Origin of the sequence: Serratia sp. (in: enterobacteria) (assembly GCF_052400455.1) — a bacterium.
Lineage (GTDB): Bacteria > Pseudomonadota > Gammaproteobacteria > Enterobacterales > Enterobacteriaceae > Serratia > Serratia ureilytica.
Window position 1 is genome coordinate 1,483,728 of the sequence record NZ_CP185812.1, and the last position, 23,920, is coordinate 1,507,647.

The following is a 23,920-nucleotide window of genomic DNA, read 5'->3' on the forward strand; positions in this document are numbered from 1 at the left end:
TGGGATATTTCCTCATCGGCTGAGAAGGACGGTTATGCAACAGGCTCTCGATTACTTCAATCAATTGAACCAGGATTACCTCGACGTTCACCGCGCCAAAGAAGAGCTGTTCTGGCAAAACTACATGGGCACCGGCGATGAAGACGTCTCGGCGCGCTTTTCCGCCGCGGAAAGCGCCTATAAGCGCTTCGTCGCCGAACCGCGCCGGCTGGCCGAGATCCGCAGTCTGCTTGCCGGGCTCGAAGCATTGCCGCAGGAGGCGCAGCGCGATGCGCTGATCCATGGCCTGCAGGGTTGGCTGCGTTTCTTCGACTGCAACGCCATTGAAGACTCGCAGGCGCAGGCGCTGTTGGATCAAATCATCCACGCCGAGTCCGATCTCTACTCGCGTCGCAAGGGCTATCAGGTCACGCATCTGAACGCCGACGGGCGGCGGGTGGCGGCCTCGCTCGGCGAGCTGTTGACCAACCAGGCGACCAACCCGAACGAAGACTCTCGCCGCAGCTCGCAGCAGGCGCTGCGCGATCTGGAGCAATGGCTGCTGCATAACGGCCTGCCGGAGCTGATCGGCCTGCGCAACCGCTTTGCGCGCCAGATGGGCTATCGCAACTACTTCGATTACAAGGTGAACAAAACCGAGCGCATGACGCCTGAGCAGCTGTTCGCCATTCTGGATCGCTTCGAGCGGGAAACCCGCGAGGCCAACGCGCGTAGCCTGCGGCAGCTGGCGGCCGACAAGGGCGACCAGGCGCTGGAGCCGTGGAACGTACGCTTCGCCAGCGCCGGCGACGTTACCCGTCAACTGGATCCTTACTTCCCGTTTTCTCGTTCGCTGGAACGCTGGGTCGACAGCTTCAAACGCCTGCACATCGGTTTTGGCGGCGCCGAGATGAATCTCGATCTGCTGGTGCGCAAAGGCAAGTTTGAGAACGGCTTCATGCACGGCCCGGTGCCGCCGTTTGTGCGCCAGGAGGAATGGGTGCCGGCGCGCATCAACTTCACCAGCCTGGCGCAGCCGGGGCAGGTGGGCAGCGGCGCTTACGGGCTCAACACCCTGTTCCACGAGGGCGGCCACGCGGCGCACTTCGCCAACATCCGCCAGAATGCGCCGTGCTTCTCGCAGGAGTTCCCGCCGACCTCGATGGCCTATGCCGAAACCCAGTCGATGTTCTGCGACAGCCTGCTGGACGATGCCGACTGGTTGAAGCGCTATGCGAAAAACGCCGCCGGCGAAGCGGTGCCCGATGCGCTGATTGAGGCCGGCATCGCGGCGCGCCAGCCGATGCGCGCGTTCAACGAACGCCATATCCTGCTGGTGCCGTACTTCGAGTGGGCGTTGTATCAGTGGGATGACGAGCAGCGCACGCCGGAAGCCATCACCGCGCTGGCGCGCGAGGTCGAGCAAAAGATCCTCGGCATCAGCGGCAGCCCGCGCCCGACGTTGGCGATCCCGCACCTGCTGTCGCTGGAGTCCGCCTGTTCCTATCAGGGCTATCTGCTGGCGATGATGGCGGTGGAGCAAACCCGTCACTTCTTCCTGCAACGCGACGGTTACCTGACGGACAACCCGGCCATCGGCCCGGATCTGGCGCAACACTACTGGTTGCCGGGCAACAGCGTCAGCCATGACGACACGCTGCGCAGCCTGACCGGCGAAGGGTTTAATCCGGACTATCTGGCGCAGGCCTGCAACCAGACGGTGGCGCAGGCGTGGCACGAGGCGCAGCAGACGATGGCCGCCGCGGCCAAGCGCCCGCAGCCGCCGGCAGATTTCGATTTGCAGGCGCACATCCGGGTGGTGGATGGCGAGACGGTATTGGCGGACAACGCTGAGGGTGACGAACGGATGTGCCGCGACTTCGCTGCGGCGATAGAGGCGCGCTTGGCTTAAGGCGGATAATAAAATCCACGCCGCGGCGTGGATTTTATTTAATGGCTAAACCGGACGCTATTTTATTCGAAATAGACGTCGGGATTATCGGCCAAAGACACGAAGCTCTTGGTGTTTCTATCCAGCGTGCGAATTTCGCCGCTTTCGATGTCGTACACCCAGCCGTGCAGGCGCAGCCCGCTGTTGCGCAGACCCACCGCCACAGAAGGGTGGGTTTTAATATTATTTAGCTGAGCAATAACGTTCTCTTCGACCATAGCGTTAACTTTGTCTGTTTCGCTATTCCACGTTTTCTTCTCGACCACCGCTTTTGCCGCATCGGCATAGTGCAGCCAGTGGGCCACGGCAGGCATGGGATCGAGGCACTGGCAGGAGGCTATCGCTTTCATGGCGCCGCAGTTCGAGTGGCCACAAATCACGATATCGGTAACCCCCAACGCCACCACTGCATACTCGATGGTGGCAGAGACGCCGCCCGGCTCCGGGCCGAAGGAAGGGACGATGTTGCCGGCGTTACGGATAACGAAAAGCTGCCCAGGTTCTTGCTGTGTGACCAGCTCGGGCACTAAACGGCTGTCAGAGCATGAGATAAACAGCGCTTTGGGATTTTGGCTGGAGGCAAGGCTGCGGAACAGTTCCTTGCGCTGCGGGAAAATCTCTTTCTGGAAACTGAGGAAACCTTCAATGATATGTTGCATACAACGCTCTCTGCATCTGTAGTCTGCGTAACATGATAATCATCCTCTCCCGTTAGTCCAGCTATGGGCAGGTAAAAAAATGTGTGTGCAAACCCCCCGCAAACCCCATTGAATACAGGGTTTCTGCCTGTTGGCGACAGAATTTTCCGGCTCGTTTACGCGTGGGGGCTGACGAAGCGGACGGCAAAAAACTCGCTGTCTTACCCATTCAAAGAATAAATATATTTAATTGAGTCCATCGTAAATCAAAATTGGTGTCGTAATAACGAGGGGAGACCATCAATATTTCCGGGAGAATTATCCCAAACTATCAGGCCATTCCCGCACAAGGTGGCTATTTATGCTAGGGTATTCTTTCACTTGGTGGTTAGGAGATTCAATCGACCTTTTTTGAATCTCCTAACCATGAACAGTGGCGAGGAAGAGCTGCATGAGGTCAGTACCGTTACAAGATAATGAGTAAAAAGGCCAGTTTAGCTGCGCTTTTAATCTGAAACCCATTTTTTAGGCGCTCTGATCCAGAGGCGGGGTCTGAAGCCATCGTTTTTCGCCATCCGCTGCAGCCTGTCAGAGAGCAGTTTGGTGGCGTGCTCACCTGCCACAGCGCCGGCAAAACGCAACCGACCTTTGCACAGGATACACTGGTACGGATCGGTGCCCAGGAAGCCTTTCATCAACACCGCAAACCCGGGCCGTTTTGGTTTTTCCCGTACCGTCATCGCCAGCGCGTTGTAGATCTTCGGCAGCAGCGAGCCCCGCTTGCGGTTGGCCAGAAAACCGTAATAGCGCACCATCTTAAAATGTCGGGCCGGGATATGGCTGACGTAGCGCTGCAGCATCTCTTCCTGGCTGATTTTCTGGTGTTTGTGCTGCTGTGTACGGTGATCGTAATACTGATGCACCACGGCACCGCCGCGATAGTGGCTCAGCTGAGAAGCGGCCACCGGCGGGCGCTTCAGGTACCGGCCCAGGTATTTCACGCTGCGCCAGGCACCGCGGGTCTTTTTGGCAAAGTGCACTTTCCAGGAACGGCGATACTGGGCATGCAGGTAGCGGTGCCACCGGTCTTCATTACGGATATGGCCGAGACCCGGCAGGCCACCGGGGTTGATTTGCGCGTAGTTGTCGCGCAGCAGGTAAACCACGGCGTTGCGCCAGATTTGCTCTACCTCTTTCTTTTTGAAGAACGGCTGCTGCCAGGTGCTGTGTTTTATGTCGAGGGCGCCTCGGGTGACAGACACGTGGATGTGAGGATGCTGATTGAGCTGGCGTCCGTAGGTGTGCAGCGCGCAAAAGATGCCGACTTTGATCCCCTGTTGACGCGCCCAGCGGAGCATGGCGCGGGTGGCGCAGCGAAACAGGTCATTGAGCAGGGGCCAGTTGTTGTTGAAGAACGGCCACAACAGGTGGGGCATGGTAAACGTGATGTGTTGCCAGTCGCAGTCGGGCAGGATGTGCTGTTGTCCGACGATCCACTGCTCGGTGGCCTTGAGGCCACAGCTGCTGCAGGCTTTGGACTTGCAAGACTGGCAGAAGAAACGAGCATGGGTGCAATCCGGTGAGGCACAGCAGTAGCGGCGAACACCCATGGCACAGGTGCCGCAGGCGAGCATGCGTTCGACGGCGAGTTTGGTCCAGTCGCTGAGGGAATCGCCGTGTTTGTCGAGATAGCGGCTCCAGCCGTCGTCATGCTGGAACAGCAGTTTTGCGGGTCGCGGAATATACATGGTGCAGAGTCTACAGGGGGGGCTGCGGGCAGGAAAAGGGCGTCGGCGCCAGCCGGCTCACGCCACAGGCGTGCTCATTTTATGCGGGTGTCAACGCGCGGTGGGGCATGTCCCACCGCGAGGGTCTTGGTGCGTTCAGACGGCGCCGGCGTTGAGGTGAGACTGGATCTTCAAGACGGTTGAGGCAGCAGAGCTGCCGTGCTCGCCCCGCAGGGGCGCTACGTTCTCGTGACCACTCCGACGGCGCACACGAAGATATACGTCGCATTTAGCGGAACTAGTCTTGCAGGGTGAGGGGGGGAGATAGGCAATACCTATCAGGCCTGGGCGGCTCCGCCGCGTTACCGGCGCCATTTGCTAAAAGTGCCATATGGAGTTCCCGCTGGCGCCTCCATGCCGCTTTGCGGCATTAGAAAGACCGACTCTCGCCTGTCTGGTTAAGCCATGGTATAAATATTTGTGCGCATATTTACAGGCCGTCACCTGACAGCAGTTAATAAGTCAGACGCTGAAAGCGCTTCTTTGCTGGTTGGGCCAGGGTATAAACAACAACCTGAAGAAATAGACGCCCCTGATGCGATCATGGCGCTTAAAAGATTTGCGGATATAAAAAATGAAGAAATAGCGACAGAACACGCCTTTACTACCGGAGCGGTGTTCAGTTCAGTGTTGTCAGCCCTTCTAAAATAAAGGGGCTAAACAGAACCGGGAGATAAGCGATTTACTCTCACCGATAACAAAACAGCAAGGACGATGTTTCATGTTTAATTTCAGCCTACGAGTCAGTTTTATCATCGGGACTTTCGTGCTTTGTGCGTGCGCCGGTCCACAGGGCAGCGTTAAAACACATGCCCGGCATGCCTCTTATCAGCTAGCACAAGCACATTTTGACCCTAATACCCGTTCGGCGGTTTCAGACAATAACCAGCGTCTTGTCGCGTTCTTTGAACAATTTTATCAAGCCGGAAAGTCAGACAAAGCCTGCGGAGTTTCGCGCGAACAGGCAGAAAAACGAATTGCAGGATTTCGCCATCCAGATTTCATGCCGATATCAGAACAAAAATCCACCTTCATTAATCAAGTTTACTCATCAGATATTCCAAAGCAGCAACGTGATATACTTATTGATAATGGTATAGCCACTTACTGGGATGGCTATGAGGGGCGGTTGTGATTCTAGTCTTGCTTATTCCCATAACATGGATAATTAAGTAAATTTATAAAATAAATCAATATGAGAGTTAACATTAATATGTATCATGAGATTGAGGAAGGCAACAATATAGCAAAGAAAATGCTATGCTTATTATTGGTTGCTCTTGTGCCTTTGCTATTAATTGCTGCATTGTATTATATTAATCCAAAATCCAATTTTCTCCAGGGAGTATCGGAATACACCACGTTTTTACCAGCGATCGTTTCATCTAATAACCCTTTATTTAGCAAGGTAATGGATATCTATTTAAAAACATCTCCGTTGTTTTCTTTATTTTTCTTTTTTAGTTTCTACAAAAGATTGAAATTGAAATCCAATCAGTCAGTGTCGAAACTGTTAGTTACGTTTATTTTTTTTACGGTTTTTTATGTCTGTTTGATTTATGGATTTTTATTTACCAATATTGAGCTAACGAACTCGGTAAGAACTCTGAAGGCGATGTCGACAAATGACATAACCTTGTTTTTGTTTTATATCACTTTGTATGCTGGTATATATGTATTCGGTTGTTTATATTTGTGGTTCGGTATCGGTACTGTCAAAGCATTTAAAGCGAGGCAGAGAACTACCTCGCTTTAAACCATTAATGAGCCGGAGGAATAATCTCGTTGTTTATTTTCTCTGCGATTTTATCATCAATCAGTGAAGATAAATAACTGATAGTTATAATTCCAAGTATCGTTAGGGCTGTCAGCGGCAGCCCTGTGATAGGAACCGCGCTGAGAATTAGACCTAGTAACCCTAACGCCGCCGCAGTAGCCACACCACTCAACACCCAGGATTCCACTTCCAGCATCAGTGGTTTCCAGTTGCCGGTTTCATATCCCTCAATACTCTTTTCACGCACTTTTTCTACTTTCAACGCCACATCAGCTACTTTGAAGGCGCGGGCCAGATTGCCCAACTTATTTGCCGTGTCTGTTGCATTGACGTGCTTCCAGGCATTAACAATGGCCTCCTTGTCTGCCTTGTTGATTTTCATGGCCGGATTCAAGGTGATTTTGTTGAGCGATGCCATTGCATCATCGAAGCTGCGCAGCTTCTTGCCCTGGAAATTCTTGATGTCATCGGCGATTTGCTTTGCAACCGCTTTGTACTTATCCCCCAGATGCTCACCCACTTTTTCTCCAGCAGCCGCAACGAGCTCACTCGTTTTCATCAGGGCATCCTTTTCATCCCTTCCCCTTGCAGCTTCCGCATCCGCTTTTGCCTTCGCCTCTGCCGCGGCTTTTGCCTCAGCATCCGCCTTGCGTTTGGCCTCAGCGGCTTCCTGTGCCTGTCGCTCTGCTCGCAGGGTATTCAGCCGGGCTTCCGCCTCCGATTTTTCTCGTTGAGCCTGTTCAACCCGTTGTTGCGCCTGATTGGCTTCATTTCTCGCTTGGTTGGCGGCATTACGCTCGCGATCAATATCACCTTGTTTGGCATCAGCCTTTTGCTTCTCTTGCTCTGATTGCCGATGTAATTGCATGGCTGCCTGGTATCGGGCGCTAGAAGTGTCACTCATTGCACCCGTTTTAAGCAATTTCGTAAATTCGTCATTAAAACGTTGCTGCTCCTGACGAATGGCATTCTGTTCATTCTGAATATTATTAGCGGTGCCATCATGCTGGCCCGCCCGTTGCTCAGCATTATTTTTATCCTGCTGTGCCTGATTAATACGCTGCTGAGCTTCATTAATTTGCCGCTGCGCCGCTTCTTCCTTATGTTGTTCGTCCCATTCAGCTTGTTTACGCTTTGCCTCTTCCTCTGCCCGACGTTTGGCTGCGGCTTCCGCATCAGCTTTTGCTTTAGCCTCGGCCGCCGCTTTGGCTTCCGCTTGCTTTTTCTCATTCAAATAAGCCTGAACCTGATTTCTCGCAAACTGCTTACCGGCATCATCATTACCTGACAAACGCGTGTCATGTTCATTTTTCGGCGGGCTTTTAATTTTACTGACATGTTTAATATTCCCGTCTTTATCAACGAGCACTGAATAAACAGATTCGCCATCACGTACATGATAATTATGCTTATCACTATTATCACCACTTAGCTGACCCGCATCCGCAATATTGGGATGGCCAGGTAGCCCATTAAACCCGCTCCCACCAGTAGGACTGCCTCTGTCATTCCCTTTACCATCAGTCCCATACCCCACCCTTGTGGAGCCTATTAACTGTCCCGCTGCGTTGTAGCTATCTACCCAGCCACCTTCATGCCGTTGGAATGCAACTTTGAAATCCCCCTTTCCTGAACCAATGGCGGGTACATCGCCAGATCCTGTACCTTTACCGCCCCCACCAATCCCGGTTGGACCCCCTTTAACACCACCAGTTGGGCCACGGCTGTCTTTTCCATCTCCGCCACTCATATTTATCTCCTTGAAAATAATTTGAATTAAACTGTATTTATATACAGTATTTGTAATGTATCTGGCCTGCTGCTCATCGTCAATAAATGATAATAATTCTTGTTTGTGTGGTGCGTAGTACAACATGGGGCTGAGGTGGTGTGTGACTGTGGTAAGGTTTGAGAGGGGTAGAGTCCAGGGACGTGGTGTAAATTCGGCAGGATGGTGGTAGAGTCCATGGTTAGGAAACTCAATCGCCCCTTATTGGGTTTCCTAACCATGAACGGTAGCAAGAAATAACCCCTTATGGTGCGGGTTGTCGTAGAGTAATGTGGGAAAATGCCAGTTTTGCTGTATTTTTCATCTAAAATCCGTTTTTCATGCGCACTTATCCAGAGCCGGCGCTTGAAGCCATCGTTTTTTCGCTATCCGATGCAGCCTGTCGGACAGCATTTTTGTGGCGTGCTCGCCCGCCATGGCGCCGGCAAAACGCAACCGACCTTTGCACAAGATACATTGGTAAGGGTCGGTACCGAGGAAGCCCTTCATTAGTACTGCGAACCCGGGACGTTTTGGCTTTTCCCGTACCGTCATCTCCAGCGCGTCGTAGACCTTCGGCAACAGCGAGCCCCGCTTGCGGTTGGCCAGAAAACCGTAGTAACGCACCATCTTAAAATGCCGCGCTGGGATATGGCTGATATAACGTTGCAGCATCTCCTCCTGGCTGATCTTCTGGCGTTTGTGCTGCTGTGTACGGTGATCGTAATACTGATGGACCACGGCGCCGCTGCGGTAATGCCGGGGCTGTGAAGCCGCCACTGGCGGACGTTTCAGGTATCGGCCCAGGTATTTCACGCTGCGCCAGGCACCGCGAGTCTTTTTGGCGAAGTGCACTTTCCAGGCACGGCGATACTGGGCATGCAGGTAGCGGTGCCACCGGTCCTCGTTACGGATATGGCCGAGACCCGGCAGGGCGCCGGGATTGATTTGTGCATAGTTGTCGCGCAGCAGATAGACGACGGCATTGCGCCAGATGGCTTCCACTTCTTTCTTTTTAAAGAACAAATTACGCCAGGTGCTGTGTTTGACATCAAGTCCGCCACGGGTAACGGAAACGTGGATATGCGGGTGCTGATTGAGCTGCCGACCGTAGGTATGGAGCGCACAGAACATGCCGACTTCGATCCCCTGTTGGCGCGCCCAGCGGAGCATGGCGCGGGTGGCGCAGCGAAACAGGTGATTGAGCAGGGGCCAGTTGTTGTTGAAGAACGGCCACAGCAGGTGAGGTATGGTAAACGTGATGTGCTGCCAGTCGCAGTCGGGCAGGATATGCTGCTGTTCGGCGATCCACTGCTCGGTGGCCTTGAGGCCACAGCTGCTGCAGGCCTTGGACTTACAGCTCTGGCAGAAGAAGCGGGCGTGGGTGCAGTCCGGCGAGGCGCAGCAGTGGCGGCGCACGCCCATGGCACAGGTCCCGCAGGCAAGCATGCGTCCGACGGCGAGTTTGGTCCAGTCGCTGAGGGAGTCGCCGTGTTTGTCGAGATAGCGGCTCCAGCCTCATCATGTAGGAACAGCAGCTTTGCGGGGCGCGGAATGTAGAGTCTACAGGGTGGCAGTGGGCAGGAAAAGGTCGTCGGTGCCAGCCGACTCACGTCGCAGACGTGCTCATTTTATGCGTGTGTCAACGCGGCGGTGAGGCATGCGATACTGTGCGAGCCGCACCGGCGTTGATATGAGGCTGGGGCTAAAAGACGGTAGAGGCAGCAGCGCTGCCGTGCTCGCCCCGTAGGGGCGCTACGTTCTCAATGGAACTGACGATATGACTACGGCTAAAGGAATGGAGCGAAAGCTCACCGTCGGTGAGATAGGAATAGCTCAGATAATTTTAAGAATGCTATCGATTATTCGAGAGTGAGTGTGCATAACGCGGGTTATTTCCCTTTAGGTTTGCAAAATGATAATACGGCCGTTACACCGAACGGCGAAATTTATTTCACTCCAAAGAATTTTCGTGAGGATTATTCAAGAGAGGGCGCGGGTTTTCAACATTGGTTTATCCATGAAATAGCGCATGTTTGGCAGTATCAAATGAAAATGAATGTGTTGCTCAGAGGTACCATGAGCTGGGCGGCAACTTATGAATACTCTCTTCCCAACTATAACACTCTCGCTGATTACGGAATGGAGCAGCAGGCTTCCATCCTTGCTGATTACTTTTTACTTATTCGTTTTAGTCGAGAAGAGTGGCGTCGTAACAAACGGATGACTGGCTTGGAAGGGCCAGATCTTAAAACTCGCTATGAAACCGTGTTACGGTTGTTCCTTCGAGAGCCGCGTAACCCTAAGGCAATGAAATGAAAAAACTGACTTTTTTATTGGCGCTGGCATTGCTGAGCGGCTGTGTGCAGGAACGTCCCTGGTTCTATCCGGCAAACGTCAGCGTTAAAAACAATCGCGTATGCATTAGCGTGCCGGACGATATTGATGGAAAACGCGAGCTGGTGGGCATCGGAATTTATCAACCGGGGGCCGGAGGGAAGGCGGAATGGTCCACGTCGGTTGCGCCGGGCCAGCAACCGATAGCGGTGATGCCAGGCGAATGCCTGACGGAGGCTTTCGACGGGTTCAAGATTGGGCATAGCTATTCGGTTGAGATTGCGACGGTCGGCAACGCGTCAAATGAGGCGCCGCGCAAATATTGGACTGAATTTACATTGGTTGCTGACAAAGCGGACGGCAAAAAACTCGCTGTCTTACCCATTCAGCGCTAATGCACTTGAACATAAAAAAAGCCCGCCGGGGTTATAGCCGGCGGGCTTTTTGACGTCTGGAGCGGCGATTATTTGTAGATAACCGCGGTGGCGTGCATCAGGTTATTGCCGCTGGTGGAGGTGATGGTGAAAGCTTTGGCGCCCGCCGCATCGGCTTTGGCGGCCAACTGGGATTTCAGGCTGCTCAGGTCGGTCGCGCCGCTGGCGACGATCACGCCGGCTTTTTCGAATTGGGCGGCATCCTGCGCGCTGACGTGTTCAGCGGCGAAAGTGGTGAAAGAAACGGTAGCCAGAGCGATAGCAGCAGCAAAAGTTTTGATGGTTTTCATGTTCGTCATTCCTGTCAAAGCGGATTAGGGAGAAAGGGAGTGCCTTTCGATGGGAAGATTATTGCGCAGGATAAGACGTGATGAAATCGGAGAGTGTTGACGGTTTTATTCAGATTTTTTGATTGTTAATTCCCCCGTTCATCTTCTGCATAAACGGGGGAGACGATCAGCGCGTCGGGCGCGTCAGATCGAAACGGTGCTGCTCGGAAATGCCGTAGTAGGCGCTCGGGCCGCCGGCGCGCAGGATCGGTTCGGCGGCGGCGGTCTGGTAAACGCCGTGTTCATCCAGCAGCGCCGGATCGAGATGCACCGCCACCACTTCGCCCAACACCAGCCAGGTCTCCACCTGTTCCCCGGCGGCGGTTTGCAACTGAATGCATTGGGTCAGGCGGCATTCGAAGTTCACCGGGCTTTCGGCCACGCGCTCGGCTTTGACCCGGCGCCCGGGCAGCGGCGTGACGCCGGCGAAGGCGAATTCGTCCTCACCGCGCGGCAGGTTGATGGAACTGTTGTTCATCGCTTCCGCCAACGGGCGCGTCGCCAGGTTCCAGACGAACTCGCCGGTTTCCACGATATTCGCCACGCTGTCTTTCCAGCCGGTGCTGGCGAAACCGATGATGGGCGGGCGGTAGTTGAAGCAGTTGAAAAAGCTGTAGGGCGCCAGATTACGCAAGCCGGCGGCGCTGCGGGAAGAGATCCAGCCGATGGGGCGCGGGCCGACGATGGCGTTCAGCGGATCGTGCGGCAGGCCGTGGCCGGCGGCGGGTTCATAATAATAACGAGATTCACGGCTCATGGGGGCCCCTGTGCAATCGATGAAGCTTTCATTGTGCCGGGTTTCCCGCCGCTGCGCCATTCCGGGCCGGATGTGTTATCTTACGCGCCGGAAATACCTTCAAGAGAGCCCGTCACGGTGGAAAAAAGAAAACCTTCCCGCAGCAGAAAAGCGGCCTGCATCCGCGCAACCGTCATCGTTCGCGCTACGACTTCCCGGCGCTGATCGCCAGCTGCCCGGCGCTGGCGCCGTTCGTAAAACCGAACGCCTGGGGCGATGTCTCGGTGGACTTCGCCGATCCGGCGGCGGTGAAAATGCTCAACCGTGCGTTGCTGCAACACTTTTACGGCATCGAACACTGGGATATTCCGGCTGATTACCTGTGCCCGCCGATCCCGGGCCGCGCCGACTATCTGCACCACCTGGCGGATCTGCTGGCGACCAGCAACGGCGGCGAGATCCCGCGCGGCAAGGGCGTGGCGATCCTCGACGTCGGCGTCGGCGCCAACTGCATTTACCCGATCGTCGGCCTGCGCGAATACGGCTGGCGTTTCACCGGCTCCGAAATCGATCCGGTGTCGCTGAACGCAGCCAAAATGATCGCCGAGATGAACCCGACGCTGCGCAACAGCGTGCGTCTGCGGCTGCAAAAACAGCCTGAGCTGATTTTTAGCGGCATCATCGGCGCGGCCGAGAAATTCGACGCGACCCTGTGCAACCCGCCGTTCCACGCGTCCGAGCAGGAAGCGCGCGCCAGCACCCGCCGCAAGCTGCATAAATTGGGCAAAGGGGAAGTGGCCGACAAGCCGGTGCAAAACTTCGGCGGCAAGAACAACGAGCTGTGGTGCGAAGGCGGCGAAGAAGCCTTTGTGCGCAAGATGGTGGAAGAGAGCGTCAGCAAGGCCAACAACTGCCTGTGGTTCACCTCGCTTATCTCGAAAAACACCACGTTGCCGGCCATCTACCATGCGCTGAAAGTGGCGGGGGCGGCCGAGGTGCGCACCATCGAGATGGCGCAAGGGCAGAAGATCAGCCGCTTCGTCGCCTGGACCTTCCATGACGCCGAGCAACAGGCAGCCTGGGCAGCCGAGCGCTGGCGTTAAGTCTTCAGGTGCCTCGGTATGGGAGCAAAGTCCCATACCGAGGACCGGTTTTCCCCGTTTTATTGACTTATCGCATCAGCATTTCTTAACTGTAGTCATACCTATAAGAACCCCTCCAGGCAGTGTGCAATGTCTCTCTTCACGATGTAGGAGACAGGCCGCGGCGCAGCCATGCCGCGAACTTAGTCCATCACACTGACGGGATTTATTATGATTCCTTTAGCTACGCAACAAGAGGTCGGCGCCTTAATCATCGGCATTTTCGGGCGTTTGCCGACGGCGGCGGAAATCGATTACTACGACAGCGCATTTGATATCGGCAGCCAGCCGCCCGCCTATATGGCCAGCATTTTAATGAGCCAACCCGATGCCGGTTGGATGAGCGGCCAAAGCGAATACGACATTCTCAGCCAGGTTTATTTCTCCGTTTACAATACCGCTCCCGATCCGGATTACATCAATGCCTTACTGCAACTGGGGCATTTCAACAGCGCTGTCGCCAGCGTCGTCATCGATCTCTTTAACTATCTGGGGGACGATCCGGTGATGCTGGCGCAGCGTGATGCGCTCGATCAGCGCATTGCAGAAGGTTTGTATCCCGGCACGGCCGCTGATGCCGCCGGCGGGAGCGGCGACGCGCAGGCGATGTTTTATCTGTTGCGAGCGCCCTGGCAGACCGATGAAATTGCGCATGACGGCAAGCTGCTCAATCAGGGGGGCGATCTGGCTGCGTTGGCGCAGAGCAAGATTGCCACCCTGCCACTCAACGATCTTTCCGATCATGGCTTCATTTTGCATCTGTTCGCACAGGGATTCGAACGGCCGCCGACGGCGCCAGAGTTGGCTGCTTACCAGCAACGGCTGGCGGAAGGCGCGACGCGTGGCGATCTGCTGGTGGATATGATCGCGCAGTTGCGCGGGGTGGTGGCGCCGGAAGATGCGGCGGCTCAACAGCATTTCAATGCGGCGGGCCAGGAATATTCGCCGGGCGAACTGCCGGCGACCGAGTATCTGGAGCAGATAGCGGCGCTGTTCCGTGCATTGCCTGAGCGGGCGGTGGACAGCGTCTCGCTGGACAATTGGAGCAAGACGCTGGCCTCCGGCACCTTGAGCTATACCGAATTGGTCACGGCCCTTCTGGCGACGCCGGAATTTCAGGCGCAGATCGGTGGTTTACAGGGGGACGACTTTATTCAGCACGTCTATCAGGCGGTGCATGGCCGGGCGGCGAATGAACAGCAGTTGGACCACTACCGGGCGTTGGGCGGCGACAAGGCACTGGTCACGCAGGCGGTGATTGCCGATCTGATCAATGCGCCGCCGGCAGGTGACGTTCAGTATGAACAGTGGATGTTTGCGCGCGATGTCGGCGCCAGCCTGGCATATAAAACGACCGCTTTTCTCGCCACCAGCGAGGGCGGCGGCAACGCGTCGAGTACGGTGAATACGCATGCTCACCATACGCTGAGCAATGCGGAAACCGCCGTGCTGTTCAGGGTGTTCCTGGATGCTGACGCGGACGTCACGGTTGACCTGAGCTATGCCTCGCAGCTTTCTTACCTGATCGTCAATGGCGACGCTGCGGCGGATATCTGGCTGCATAATAACCCTGCGGCTCGGTATGGGGTGGACATGACGGTAAACAATGCCAATGTGACAGTGCATGGCACCTATGGCGACGATCGGGTGCAGCTCACCTCGCAGGCCGATCTCGCCACCGCCCAAGGGCACTTTTATCTGAACAACGGCAATGACAGCCTGCTATGGGGAGGCAATGCCGATGGCGGCGCCAATCGTGTGGGGTGGATGTTCAGCGCCGATGGTGGTGCCGGGCGCGATATTTTGTCCGCTAATCTGATCGTCAAAATGACCTCGACGCTCGACCTTTTTGGCGTGCGCATCAGTACGGTGAGCAGCAATGCCGCCCATTTCAGTCATTTCGAACAGATAGATATGGCGGGTTACATCGGCCAGGCGGAAGCTACGCTGACGCAAATCGGTTGGAACGGTTACAGCACAAAAGCGCTGGCGACGAGTGCTCATGTGTTTGACTACGGGGTGTTGAGCGGCAACGCCACCGTAGAGGGAACGGACGGTGGGAAGATCGTGCAGAGTTGGGCGGCGCAGGCGCTTGGCCGTGAGGGATTGCTGTTGTCCGGCCGGGCGGACAACGTCAAGGTGATCAACGCCAATGCCGATGCGGCACGCCTTGAAATCAGCGGCATCGGCGATCATGCGGACAGCAGGCTGGAGATTGCCTTCCTGGAGAATGCCACCGATCGTTTCGATCTGCTTTTCTCCGGGCGCGGCAACGCCGGCTCGTTGGCGCTTGACTCGCATGGGGATGAAAAGCCATTGACGTTGATCGCCATCAGCACCGGCGCTTGGGGAAATGGCGCGCTGACGTTGACGGGGCAAAATACTCAGGTGCAAGACATTACGCTGCTCGGCGGCGCGAATTTCAATCTGACGCTAACCGAAGGGTATACCCAGGTTCGCCACATTGACGCTTCGGCCTTCACAGGAAATGGGTTCACCCTCACGTCGTCTCATGGCGGCAGCGGTGACGGCACGATCGTTCAAATGCTGGATTTACTGCCCTTGAGTGGCGACGCGCAGGCCAAATTGGCGCCGCTGCTGCAAGATCTCGGGCTACGGGGCGAACAGCTGTTGGTCAAAGGCGGGGGAGGCAGCGATCAATTTAACGTTATGGGGGACACGACGATCGTCGCCGGCGCAGGGAAAAGCCACGTTACGCTGCAGAGCAGCAAGGCAGCATCAGGCGTGACGTTAAAAGACTTTTCGCTGACACAGGGAAGTATCGACGATGTGCTTTCGGGTCTGCGGATTGTCCATGGCGCCGGCGGTAAGCTGGCGGATTATGGGGTCAGCGATGCGCAAAGCATGGAGGCGAGAATCAGCGCCCTGACGGCCGAGCAGGGCGGCAGTGCCAGTCAGTTGTTGGCCGCGTTGCTCGATCTCGGTCAGCCCGGAGCATTGAGCGCCAAGGTCGGGATCAGCAGCGTTATCGGTGGGCAAAGCGGCAGCTATCTTATCGTCGATAACAATGATGACCACCGTCTGGATGAGGCCGACAGCGTGATCCTGCTCCTGGGGCAGAATCATCAAAGTTTGCTCAACGAACTGCGATATGTTCCGGAAATCATGCTCAATGGCATCGTGGTTGAGCCAGAAGCGCTGGTCGCGTAACTGGCGATATTTTCGCTTAACGGCGCCGGTTATCCTGCCGGCGCCGACAAAAATCCGCATTTTACCTTTCAATTTTCATCACTTACGTTATTCTCAATACAGTTATTCATAATAAAAATCTTAGGTTGTTGGTTTATTTAAATTCGAATAATTACTTTACTGAATAAATAAATTTAATCCGGTTAAGAGCAATAACCAGAAGGATCGGCGCGCCCGCTCCTTCCGCGATGGCACGTCTGCGTGTGGGCGCGGCATGTGGCCAGACAAAATAAGAAAAGCGCGATCATCTGCCACAAGGACTACACCCTATGCTGTTACGATTCAGTCAGTTAACTACCCACAAAGGCGCCGAGCTGAGCGCGATAGAACACGCCGTTCCCATGATTGTATTCTCGCCCGACGGCACGGTATTGCGCGCCAACGATCTCTTTCTCAGCACGCTCGGATTTCAACGCGATGATGTGATAGGCCGGCATCACCGTATTTTCTGCGATCCGAACTATGTCGCCAGCCCGTTATATCGCGAACATTGGGAGACGCTGAATAAAGGGCAACCCATCACGGACACGATAAAGCGCATCGCGAAAAACGGCGAGGCGGTGTGGCTGCAGGGCACCTATGCGCCGGTGCTGAATAAACAGGGTAAGGTGGTGGAAATCGTCAAGATAGCCAGCGAAGTGACCGAGCGAGTGACCCAGGCGCAGGAACACCGCAGCCTGCTGGCGGCGCTGAATCGCTCGATGGCGATGATTTCTTTCACGCCGCAGGGCGACATTGTCAGCGCCAATGACAATATGCTGGCGCTGATGGGCTATCGGCTGGATGAGGCGTGCGGGCAGTCGCATGCGGTGCTGTGCCCACCGGCGTTCGCCGCTTCCGACGACTATCGGCGGCACTGGCAGCGCCTGGCGCGCGGCGAGTTCATCACCGGGCGTTTTGAGCGCGTCAACCGGCGCGGCGAACGGGTCTGGCTGGAGGCCAGCTATAACCCGATCCTCGACAACGACGGCCAGGTGGTGAAAGTGGTGAAGATCGCCCAGGACATCACCCGGCTGATGCAACAGCAGCAGCATGAAGAAGAGATGGTGCGCAACGCGCATCATCTGTCGCTCGATACCGACCGGCAGGCGGCGCAGGGCGCGGTCATCGTGCAGCAGGCGGTGAAGGGCATGCAACAGGTCGAAGCGGCGGCGCGCGAAACGTCGGACGTGGTCACCGAGCTTGGCAAGTGCTCTCAGCAGATCGGCACCATCGTCGAAGCCATTCGTAAAATTGCCTCGCAAACCAATCTGCTGGCGATTAACGCCTCCATCGAAGCCGCCCACGCCGGTGAGCACGGGCGCGGTTTTGCGGTGGTGGCCAACGAGGTGCGCACGCTGGCGGAACAGTCGCGCAAGGCGGCGACCGAGATCGAACGCATGACCAAGTCTATCCAGCAAGGCGTGGCGGCGGCGATCGCCGGCATGGCGACCTGCGTGGAACAGGCCGGCGGCGGTGTGGCATTGACCCATGACGCCGGAGAAGTGATCAACCAGGTCAACATCGGCATGCATGACGTCGTGAAACTGATGCAGGCGTTTACGTCGGTGAAGCAGGGCGACGCGCTGCACTGAGTTTGCCGGGCGCCGCCCCTGAAAGCGGGGCGGCGTTTGTCTCTTCCCACCGATCTCTGCGCCGTTGAGCCGCGGTTCAATTTTACCGGCCTATGCTATCCTTAAATGTGAATGAACGTTCGTTCATTTATTTGTGTCAATTTACGGCGCCCAGCGCCCCTTCACCGTTTCGGGAGCTGCCGATGGGAAACCGAGAAAAGATTGTCGACGCTGCGCTGCACAGCTTTACCCATAAGGGATTTCACCAGACCAGCATGCGGGATATCGCCCAAGCGGCGGGCGTTAGCGTGGGCAACCTCTATAACCATTTTTCCGGCAAGGAGGCGCTGATCGGCGAGATCGCGCTGCTGGAAAACGGCGTATTCGCCGAGTTCGCCGCCGCATTGCGGGCCGAGAAAAAGCGGCCGAAAGAGGCGCTGTCGGCCTTTTTCACCGCCTATCACGCTTTTGTCGCCGAACCGGACAATGTGCAACTGTCGGCGGAGATTGTGGCTGAAGTGGCGCGTAACCCGGCATTGGCCGAGCCGTTCAGCGCCAACCAGCGGCAGTTGATTGAGGCGCTGGCGACGACGATCGCCGAGGCTCAGCAAATAGGCGAGATCGCGCCGGCGATAGCGCCCTTGCCGCTCGCGCAGCTGGTGCTGGACGTGATCGAAAGCCAGGCTTGGCGGCAGGCGATCTTCGCGTCGCCTTCGCCGGAGGCGATCACGCCGGTGCGGCTGTTGGAGCAACTGCTCTACCGCCAACCCTAGTCGAGGTTGATATGTTGCACATTGAGCCTTATCGCGACGCTGACCGCCTGCAAACGGCGGCGTTGATCTACGCCGCGTTCTGCGACAAATTCCAGCGCGCGCGCCGTCTGAGCGCCCGCCTTCAGTGGCGTCTGTTCTATCGGCTGTGGGGTTGGAAGCAAAGCGGCAGCCGGGAGCGCAGCTTCGTGGTGAAACAGGATGAGCAGGTGGTGGCGGCCTTTGCCCTGAATGCCATCGATGGCGAGAACCGCGCTGGGCTGCGTCCGCACGCCTTGCCGATTTGGCGGTTGTGTCGCCGCTATGGCTGGCTGAACGTTTGGCGTATGTATCTGCAAATTGCGGTGTTGCAGCACACCCCGGCGGCCGATGAGCTGTATCTTTCCTACCTGGCGGTGGCCGAGAGTCAGCGCGGCAAAGGGGTGGGCAGGCGACTGCTGCAGTGGATGAACGACTACGCCGCCGAACAAGGCGCAGGCCGGCGCCTGAGCCTGCACGTCAGCCGGCGCAACGTCGATGCGCAGCGTCTGTATCAGCGCTGCGGTTTTCAGGTGCGGCGCGAAGAACATTACGCCTCGCTGGGCTTGCTGTTCGGCCAGGCCGATTGGGTGTTGATGGAGAAACGCAGCGGGGAGGCGACGTGCGCAGAATAGGGCTGTGTCTCGTGGCGCTGCTCCTGCCGGTGCTCGGCTGGGTGATTTACGTCAACGACTTTCGCTTTGTCACCGAACCGGTCGTGGTGACCGCCGGCGGCAATCGGCTGACCGGCACGCTGGTGCTGCCGGAGCATGCGCCAGTCAAGCCCGGCGTCGTGGTGTTTGTGCACGGCGATGGGCCGGCCAACGCCAGCCGCGACGAAGGCTATTACGGCATTTGGGAGACGATGGCGCAGCAGGGCTATGCGGTTTTATCCTTCGATAAGCCGGGCGTGGGCGGCTCCGGCGGCAACTGGCTGCATCAGACCATGGCGGATCGCGCGCGGGAAACCGCCGATATCATCGACTGGGCCCGGCGGGACGGGCGCTTCGATGCGCGCTGCGTGGGGCTGTGGGGCACCAGTCAGGCGGGGTGGGTGATGCCGGAGGTGGCGCGTTTGCGCCCCGACATCGCGTTTACGCTGGCGGTGGCGCCGGCGATCAACTGGCTGCGGCAGGGGCGCTACAACACCCGGGCGGCGATGGCGGCGGCAGGGGACGATGAAGCGTCGATCGCCGCGCGCGAGGCGCACTGGCGCCACATCCAAACGCTGCTCGAACAGCCGGACGGTTACGAACAGTACCGCCGTGAGTCTGGCGCCGCCGCTGCATTGAGCGCCGGCCGCTGGCGCTTTATTCGCGCCAACATGGCCAGCGACGCGACGGCGGGATTGCGGCATTTCGCCACGCCGGTGCACCTGATCCTGGGCGGGCGCGACGTCAACGTGGACGCGGACGAAACCGAGCGCGTGTATCGGCAAACGATCCCGGCCTCGCTGCTGACGGTGACGCGCATCGACGAGGCCGATCATGTGATGGTCAAGCCGCTGTTCGCGCGCCATCCGTGGCTGATCAACGTGGTGGGCCTGTTTGCCCCGCGCTCGGTGCAATACGACGCCTACCGGCAGGACGTGGCGGCCTTCCTGGCCGCTCAGCCCTGCGGGCGCGGGCGCTAACCTCAGATCGCCGCGGGCGGCGCCTGCTCGTCATGCGGCTGCGGCGCGCGGGAAATCTGCATCGCCTGCTGCGGCATGCCGATGCCGGCCCGATCGAAATGGATTTTCACCAGCCGGTCGAGAGCGTATTGCACCACCCACTGTTTCAGCGCCTGCGTGCGCACCGTCACGCGGGTGGTGAACGAGCGATCGCCCAGCGCCACCACGCCGTTGAAGACCGGCTCGCCAATCAGGAAATGCTTCACCTGTTCATCCTGCTTCAGCGCCTCGATGGCCTGATGCAGCACCTCATTGACCCGATCGATGTCCTCGTCGCGGCTGACGGTGTAATTGGCGCGGTATACCCCGAACTCACGCGCATAGTTGGCCAACGTGGTGATCGAAGAGTACGGCACGATGTGATAGACGCCGTAGTCGTCGCGCAGGCCGATCGAGCGGATGGTCATGCGCTCCACGGTGCCGGTGATGCCGCTGACGGTCACGTATTCGCCGGTATTCATGCCGTTTTCAAACTGGATGAACACGCCGGTGATCACGTCTTTCACCAGCGTCTGGGCGCCGAAGCTGATGGCCAGCCCCAGCGCGCCGGCGCCCGCCAGCAGCGGCGCGATGTTCAGTCCGACCTGCGACAGCACGATCATCACGGTGATGGTGCTGATAACGATAGCCAACACGTTGCGAAACAGCGTCAGCAGCGTGCGTTCGCGCGCGCTCGGCCGCACGCCGTTGCTCAGCTCCAGCGCCAGGCGGTGCTCGATGATGCTGGCCATCAGCGTCCAGCTGAACACGGCGATCAACAGGATCAGCAGAATATGCACCAGCCCGCCGAGCGTCCGCTGGCCATTTTCGCTGCCCGCCCATTGATACAGGTTGATCAGATGCCAGGCATCGAGCAGAAACAGCGTCACTGCCAGCACCACCATCACCCGCAGTATCTTCAACCCGTTGGGGATGTAAGAGTTGATGCGCCGCTCAAGCATCGGATAGCGCAAATTGACGTCGGTCGGCAGCGAAATGCGGCGGAAAATCCAGCGGGTCAGCATGCCGGACAGCAGGGCGCCGACGCCGACCACCAGCAGGCTTTTTACCGTGGCGCTCATCATAAAGCGCAGGCTGTTACCGATGTCGAACTGGGACAGCACGAACAGCACCAGAAAATAGGCGATCGCCAGCAGGTGCCAGACATGCCCCAGCCCGCGCAGGATCACGCTGAAAAACGCCATCGACCGTTCGGCCAGCAGGTTGATCTGTTGCTGTATCGGTTTGCGGTTGTGCAGGATCAGCCAAATGGCGTATAGCGTCAGCGCCAGCATTACCACCAGGTTGACGGCGGCGGCGGCCGAATAGCTGATCTGCACCGCCACCACCGGCACCACCACCATCAGGCCATAGCCGATCAGGCCGCTGAGCCAGGCGAGGCGGGTGTTCCAATAGCGCGCGCTCCGATCGCTGAAGGGGAACGGGCGCAGATAGTCGAAGCTGGGGGCGAAAATCAGCCGCAGCACCGCCTTGAAAAATTCAATTACCGCGAAGGCGCTGAGAAACAGGGTCTGCAGCCGCAGGATGGTGGCGCTGTCGGCGTGGACGTGGCGGGCAAACAGGTTGCCTGCCGCCAGCGCCAGCAGCAGCACCAGCAGATCGATGGCGAAAGCGCCGAGAATGGCGGCGGGGCGCTTATACCACGGGCCGCGCTGCAGTCTGGCGTTGTGCCCCCAACTGCCCATGCGCTTGTACAGCGGCGCGATCAGCCGGCGGATCAGGTGGAACAGCGCAAAGGTGACCGCCACCGTCAGCAGAAAGTAGCCCAGCGCGCGGAAAAAGCCGGCGGGATTGAAAACGCGCTTCGGGCCGGAATCGATCAGCTTTTGCAGCGCGCCGAGCTTCTGGTTAAAGGTGCCGATGCCTTCCTGCGCCAGCGAGTTCAGGCTGTCGCTCAGCGTAACGGGCGTCGATTCTTCCGGCGTTGCCGGCGCGGCGGCCGCAGCGTCGCCGGCGGTCTGTTTCAGGTGGTCGATGAGTTCCGCGCGCGCTTGGTCGTCTTGCAGCAGATCGGCCAGCGCGGCGTAGGCGGCTTTCTGCTGCTCGCTCTTGTCGGCGGGCGCAGGCGGCGCGTTTTGCGCCAGCGCCGGTGGTGCGAAGACGCTCAGGGTCAACAGCAGCAGCAGGAAAAGCAGGTGTTCTCGCAGATGAGAACCTCGTCGGGAGTCTGCGTTTGGCGGCATGGTTCCTCTCTTTGGCGTTCTGTGATCGGCGGATGTCAGAGCAATACGATGAAAAACAATCAATATAGTAGGAAAGGAAACGCGATGGGGCGTGGGAGAGCGTGCGGAATGAAAGCGGCGGGCGCGTGGCGCGCCCGCCGTTAAACCGCCAGGATCAGGAAACGTGCTGCAGGAATTCCTGCAGACGCGGGCTCGGCGGATGGTTGATCAGATCGTGCGGATTGCCGTCTTCGGCAATCCGGCCCTTGTCGATAAAGATCAGGCGCGACGCCACTTTTTCGGCAAAGCCGACTTCGTGGGTGACGATGACCATCGTCATGCCTTCCTCGGCCAGATCCTGCATCACCTTAAGCACTTCGTGGCGCAGCTCCGGATCGAGCGCGGAGGTCGGCTCGTCGAACAGCATCATTTTCGGCTTCACCGCCAGCGCGCGCGCGATCGCCACGCGCTGCTGCTGGCCGCCCGACAGCTCGGACGGGTAGTGGTGGGCGCGCTCAGCCAGACCGACCTTGGCCAGCAGCTCGCGCGCCAGCTTTTCCGCATCGGACTTCTTCGCGCCGCGCACGCGGATCGGGCCGAAGGCGACGTTTTCCAGCGCCGTCAGGTGCGGGAACAGGTAGAACTGCTGGAATACCATGCCGGCTTCCTGGCGGATCAACCGATCGTCCACTTTCGGATCGTTGGCTTTCAGGCCATCGACGATCAGATCGCCGCTGGTCACCTCTTCCAGCTTGTTGATGCAGCGCAGCAGGGTGGATTTGCCGGAGCCGGACGGCCCGATGATCACCACCACTTCGCCTTTGTCGATCTTCAAATCGATGTTGTGCAGCACCTGGGTTTGGCCAAAATGCTTGGAGACGTTTTTAAATTCAATCACAGGATTTTCATCCTTCTTTCCAGACGACGCAGCACGAAGCTCAGCACCAGAGTAATAATCAGGTAGATAACCGCCACGGCGCTCCAGATTTCCAGCGCGCGGAAGTTACCGGCAATAATTTCCTGACCCTGACGGGTCAGCTCCGCCACGCCGATCACGATGAACAGCGAGGTATCTTTGATGCTGATGATCCACTGGTTGCCCAGCGGCGGCAGCATGCGGCGCAGCGCCAGCGGCATAATGACGTAGCGGATGGTTTCGCGGCGCGACAGGCCGAGCGCCAGCCCGGCTTCGCGGAAACCGTTATGGATAGACAGCACCGCGCCGCGGGTGATTTCCGCGATGTAGGCGCCGGAGTTGATCATGATGGTCACCACCGCCGCGGTGAACGGATCGATGCGCAAATCGGTGAACGCCATCGGCAGGGCGAAGTAGATGAACATCACCTGCACCACGATCGGCGTGCCGCGGATCACTTCGATAAACACCAACGCGATGTGGTTGGCGATCCATCCGCCGTAGGTGCGGGCAAAGCCGGCGACGAGGCCGATGATCAGGCCGCCAATCAGACCGAGGACCGAAATCCACAGGGTCATTTTGGCGCCCTCTAACAAGATAGGAATGGCGGGCCAGATGGCGCTCCAGTCGAACTGCATGATATTTCTCCCGGTGATCCCAAACGTGGGTATCAGATACAACGAAGCGCAGGGGGTTAAGCGACCCCCTGTGCTTAAGTTAATAGCGTGCCAAGTTCACCGC

General features: G+C 57.5%; 20 protein-coding genes and 1 pseudogene. 12 read left to right on the forward strand and 9 right to left on the reverse strand.

Going from position 1 to position 23,920, the window contains the following annotated elements:
- The first annotated feature begins 34 nt into the window (after positions 1-34).
- The gene (locus ACORQT_RS07140; RefSeq protein WP_042783978.1) at positions 35-1,891 is read left to right on the forward strand and encodes a M3 family metallopeptidase; all 1,857 of its coding nucleotides are present in this window, start codon (positions 35-37) and stop codon (positions 1,889-1,891) included.
- Between the two features lie 62 nt (positions 1,892-1,953).
- Here the strand turns inward: ACORQT_RS07140 and ACORQT_RS07145 are convergent, their stop codons facing one another.
- Positions 1,954-2,589, reverse strand: a complete 636-nt coding sequence (locus ACORQT_RS07145; protein ID WP_004939270.1) for a carbonic anhydrase — start codon at positions 2,587-2,589, stop codon at positions 1,954-1,956.
- A 485-nt stretch (positions 2,590-3,074) separates the two neighbouring features.
- The gene (locus tag ACORQT_RS07150; protein ID WP_444859347.1) at positions 3,075-4,316 is read right to left on the reverse strand and encodes an IS91 family transposase; all 1,242 of its coding nucleotides are present in this window, start codon (positions 4,314-4,316) and stop codon (positions 3,075-3,077) included.
- Between the two features lie 459 nt (positions 4,317-4,775).
- Here ACORQT_RS07150 and ACORQT_RS07155 point away from each other — a divergent pair, with 459 nt between their 5' ends.
- From ACORQT_RS07155 to cui, 3 genes are all read left to right on the forward strand, one after another.
- Entirely contained in the window at positions 4,776-5,006 is a 231-nt protein-coding gene (locus ACORQT_RS07155) for a hypothetical protein (RefSeq protein ID WP_239507495.1), read from the forward strand.
- A 70-nt stretch (positions 5,007-5,076) separates the two neighbouring features.
- Positions 5,077-5,490 (forward strand): Exc2 family lipoprotein, encoded by a 414-nt coding sequence (locus ACORQT_RS07160; protein WP_164057923.1) that lies wholly within the window; start codon positions 5,077-5,079, stop codon positions 5,488-5,490.
- Between the two features lie 120 nt (positions 5,491-5,610).
- Positions 5,611-6,111: a colicin immunity protein Cui gene (cui, locus tag ACORQT_RS07165; RefSeq protein WP_415640873.1), complete on the forward strand. Its 501-nt coding sequence runs from the start codon at positions 5,611-5,613 to the stop codon at positions 6,109-6,111.
- A 4-nt stretch (positions 6,112-6,115) separates the two neighbouring features.
- Here the strand turns inward: cui and ACORQT_RS07170 are convergent, their stop codons facing one another.
- Positions 6,116-8,008 (reverse strand): colicin-like pore-forming protein, encoded by a 1,893-nt coding sequence (locus ACORQT_RS07170; RefSeq protein WP_269474748.1) that lies wholly within the window; start codon positions 8,006-8,008, stop codon positions 6,116-6,118.
- Between the two features lie 231 nt (positions 8,009-8,239).
- Positions 8,240-9,477: pseudogene (locus ACORQT_RS07175) on the reverse strand (IS91 family transposase).
- Between the two features lie 301 nt (positions 9,478-9,778).
- On the opposite strand from ACORQT_RS07175, the gene ACORQT_RS07180 reads away from it, so the two are divergent.
- A complete protein-coding gene (locus ACORQT_RS07180; RefSeq protein WP_232091344.1) occupies positions 9,779-10,219 on the forward strand; it encodes a hypothetical protein in 441 nt (146 codons plus the stop codon).
- A complete protein-coding gene (locus ACORQT_RS07185; protein ID WP_047572179.1) occupies positions 10,216-10,632 on the forward strand; it encodes a putative T6SS immunity periplasmic lipoprotein in 417 nt (138 codons plus the stop codon). The genes ACORQT_RS07180 and ACORQT_RS07185 overlap by 4 nt, the downstream gene beginning before the upstream one ends.
- 68 nt (positions 10,633-10,700) lie before the next feature.
- On the opposite strand, the gene bhsA is transcribed toward ACORQT_RS07185, so the two are convergent.
- Together bhsA and ACORQT_RS07195 are read right to left on the reverse strand one after the other, a co-directional pair.
- Positions 10,701-10,961, reverse strand: coding sequence for a multiple stress resistance protein BhsA (gene bhsA, locus ACORQT_RS07190; protein ID WP_015377148.1), 261 nt, complete (start codon positions 10,959-10,961; stop codon positions 10,701-10,703).
- Between the two features lie 166 nt (positions 10,962-11,127).
- Positions 11,128-11,757, reverse strand: coding sequence for a flavin reductase family protein (locus tag ACORQT_RS07195; RefSeq protein ID WP_033642382.1), 630 nt, complete (start codon positions 11,755-11,757; stop codon positions 11,128-11,130).
- A 155-nt stretch (positions 11,758-11,912) separates the two neighbouring features.
- Here ACORQT_RS07195 and rlmF point away from each other — a divergent pair, with 155 nt between their 5' ends.
- From rlmF to ACORQT_RS07225, 6 genes are all read left to right on the forward strand, one after another.
- Entirely contained in the window at positions 11,913-12,839 is a 927-nt protein-coding gene (rlmF, locus tag ACORQT_RS07200) for a 23S rRNA (adenine(1618)-N(6))-methyltransferase RlmF (RefSeq protein WP_444859424.1), read from the forward strand.
- Positions 12,840-13,049: 210 nt separating this feature from the next.
- A complete protein-coding gene (locus tag ACORQT_RS07205) occupies positions 13,050-16,049 on the forward strand; it encodes a DUF4214 domain-containing protein (protein WP_164058235.1) in 3,000 nt (999 codons plus the stop codon).
- Between the two features lie 308 nt (positions 16,050-16,357).
- Positions 16,358-17,662 carry a methyl-accepting chemotaxis protein gene (locus ACORQT_RS07210; protein ID WP_033633761.1) on the forward strand — a complete coding sequence of 435 codons (1,305 nt, stop codon included), beginning with the start codon at positions 16,358-16,360 and terminating at the stop codon, positions 17,660-17,662.
- Positions 17,663-17,844: 182 nt separating this feature from the next.
- On the forward strand, positions 17,845-18,414 hold the full coding sequence (locus ACORQT_RS07215) for a TetR/AcrR family transcriptional regulator (RefSeq protein WP_042783982.1): 570 nt from the start codon (positions 17,845-17,847) through the stop codon (positions 18,412-18,414).
- A gap of 11 nt (positions 18,415-18,425) precedes the next feature.
- Positions 18,426-19,064, forward strand: coding sequence for a GNAT family N-acetyltransferase (locus tag ACORQT_RS07220; protein ID WP_072628065.1), 639 nt, complete (start codon positions 18,426-18,428; stop codon positions 19,062-19,064).
- Positions 19,052-20,062 carry an alpha/beta hydrolase family protein gene (locus ACORQT_RS07225; RefSeq protein ID WP_042783984.1) on the forward strand — a complete coding sequence of 337 codons (1,011 nt, stop codon included), beginning with the start codon at positions 19,052-19,054 and terminating at the stop codon, positions 20,060-20,062. Before ACORQT_RS07220 ends, ACORQT_RS07225 begins: the two co-directional genes overlap by 13 nt.
- Positions 20,063-20,064: 2 nt before the next feature.
- On the opposite strand, the gene ybiO is transcribed toward ACORQT_RS07225, so the two are convergent.
- The 3 genes from ybiO to glnP form a co-directional block, all read right to left on the reverse strand.
- A complete protein-coding gene (gene ybiO / locus ACORQT_RS07230) occupies positions 20,065-22,284 on the reverse strand; it encodes a mechanosensitive channel protein (protein WP_052752678.1) in 2,220 nt (739 codons plus the stop codon).
- Positions 22,285-22,438: 154 nt separating this feature from the next.
- Entirely contained in the window at positions 22,439-23,161 is a 723-nt protein-coding gene (gene glnQ, locus ACORQT_RS07235) for a glutamine ABC transporter ATP-binding protein GlnQ (RefSeq protein ID WP_004939230.1), read from the reverse strand.
- Entirely contained in the window at positions 23,158-23,817 is a 660-nt protein-coding gene (gene glnP / locus ACORQT_RS07240) for a glutamine ABC transporter permease GlnP (RefSeq protein WP_004939229.1), read from the reverse strand. Before glnP ends, glnQ begins: the two co-directional genes overlap by 4 nt.
- Between the last annotated feature and the right edge of the window lie 103 nt (positions 23,818-23,920).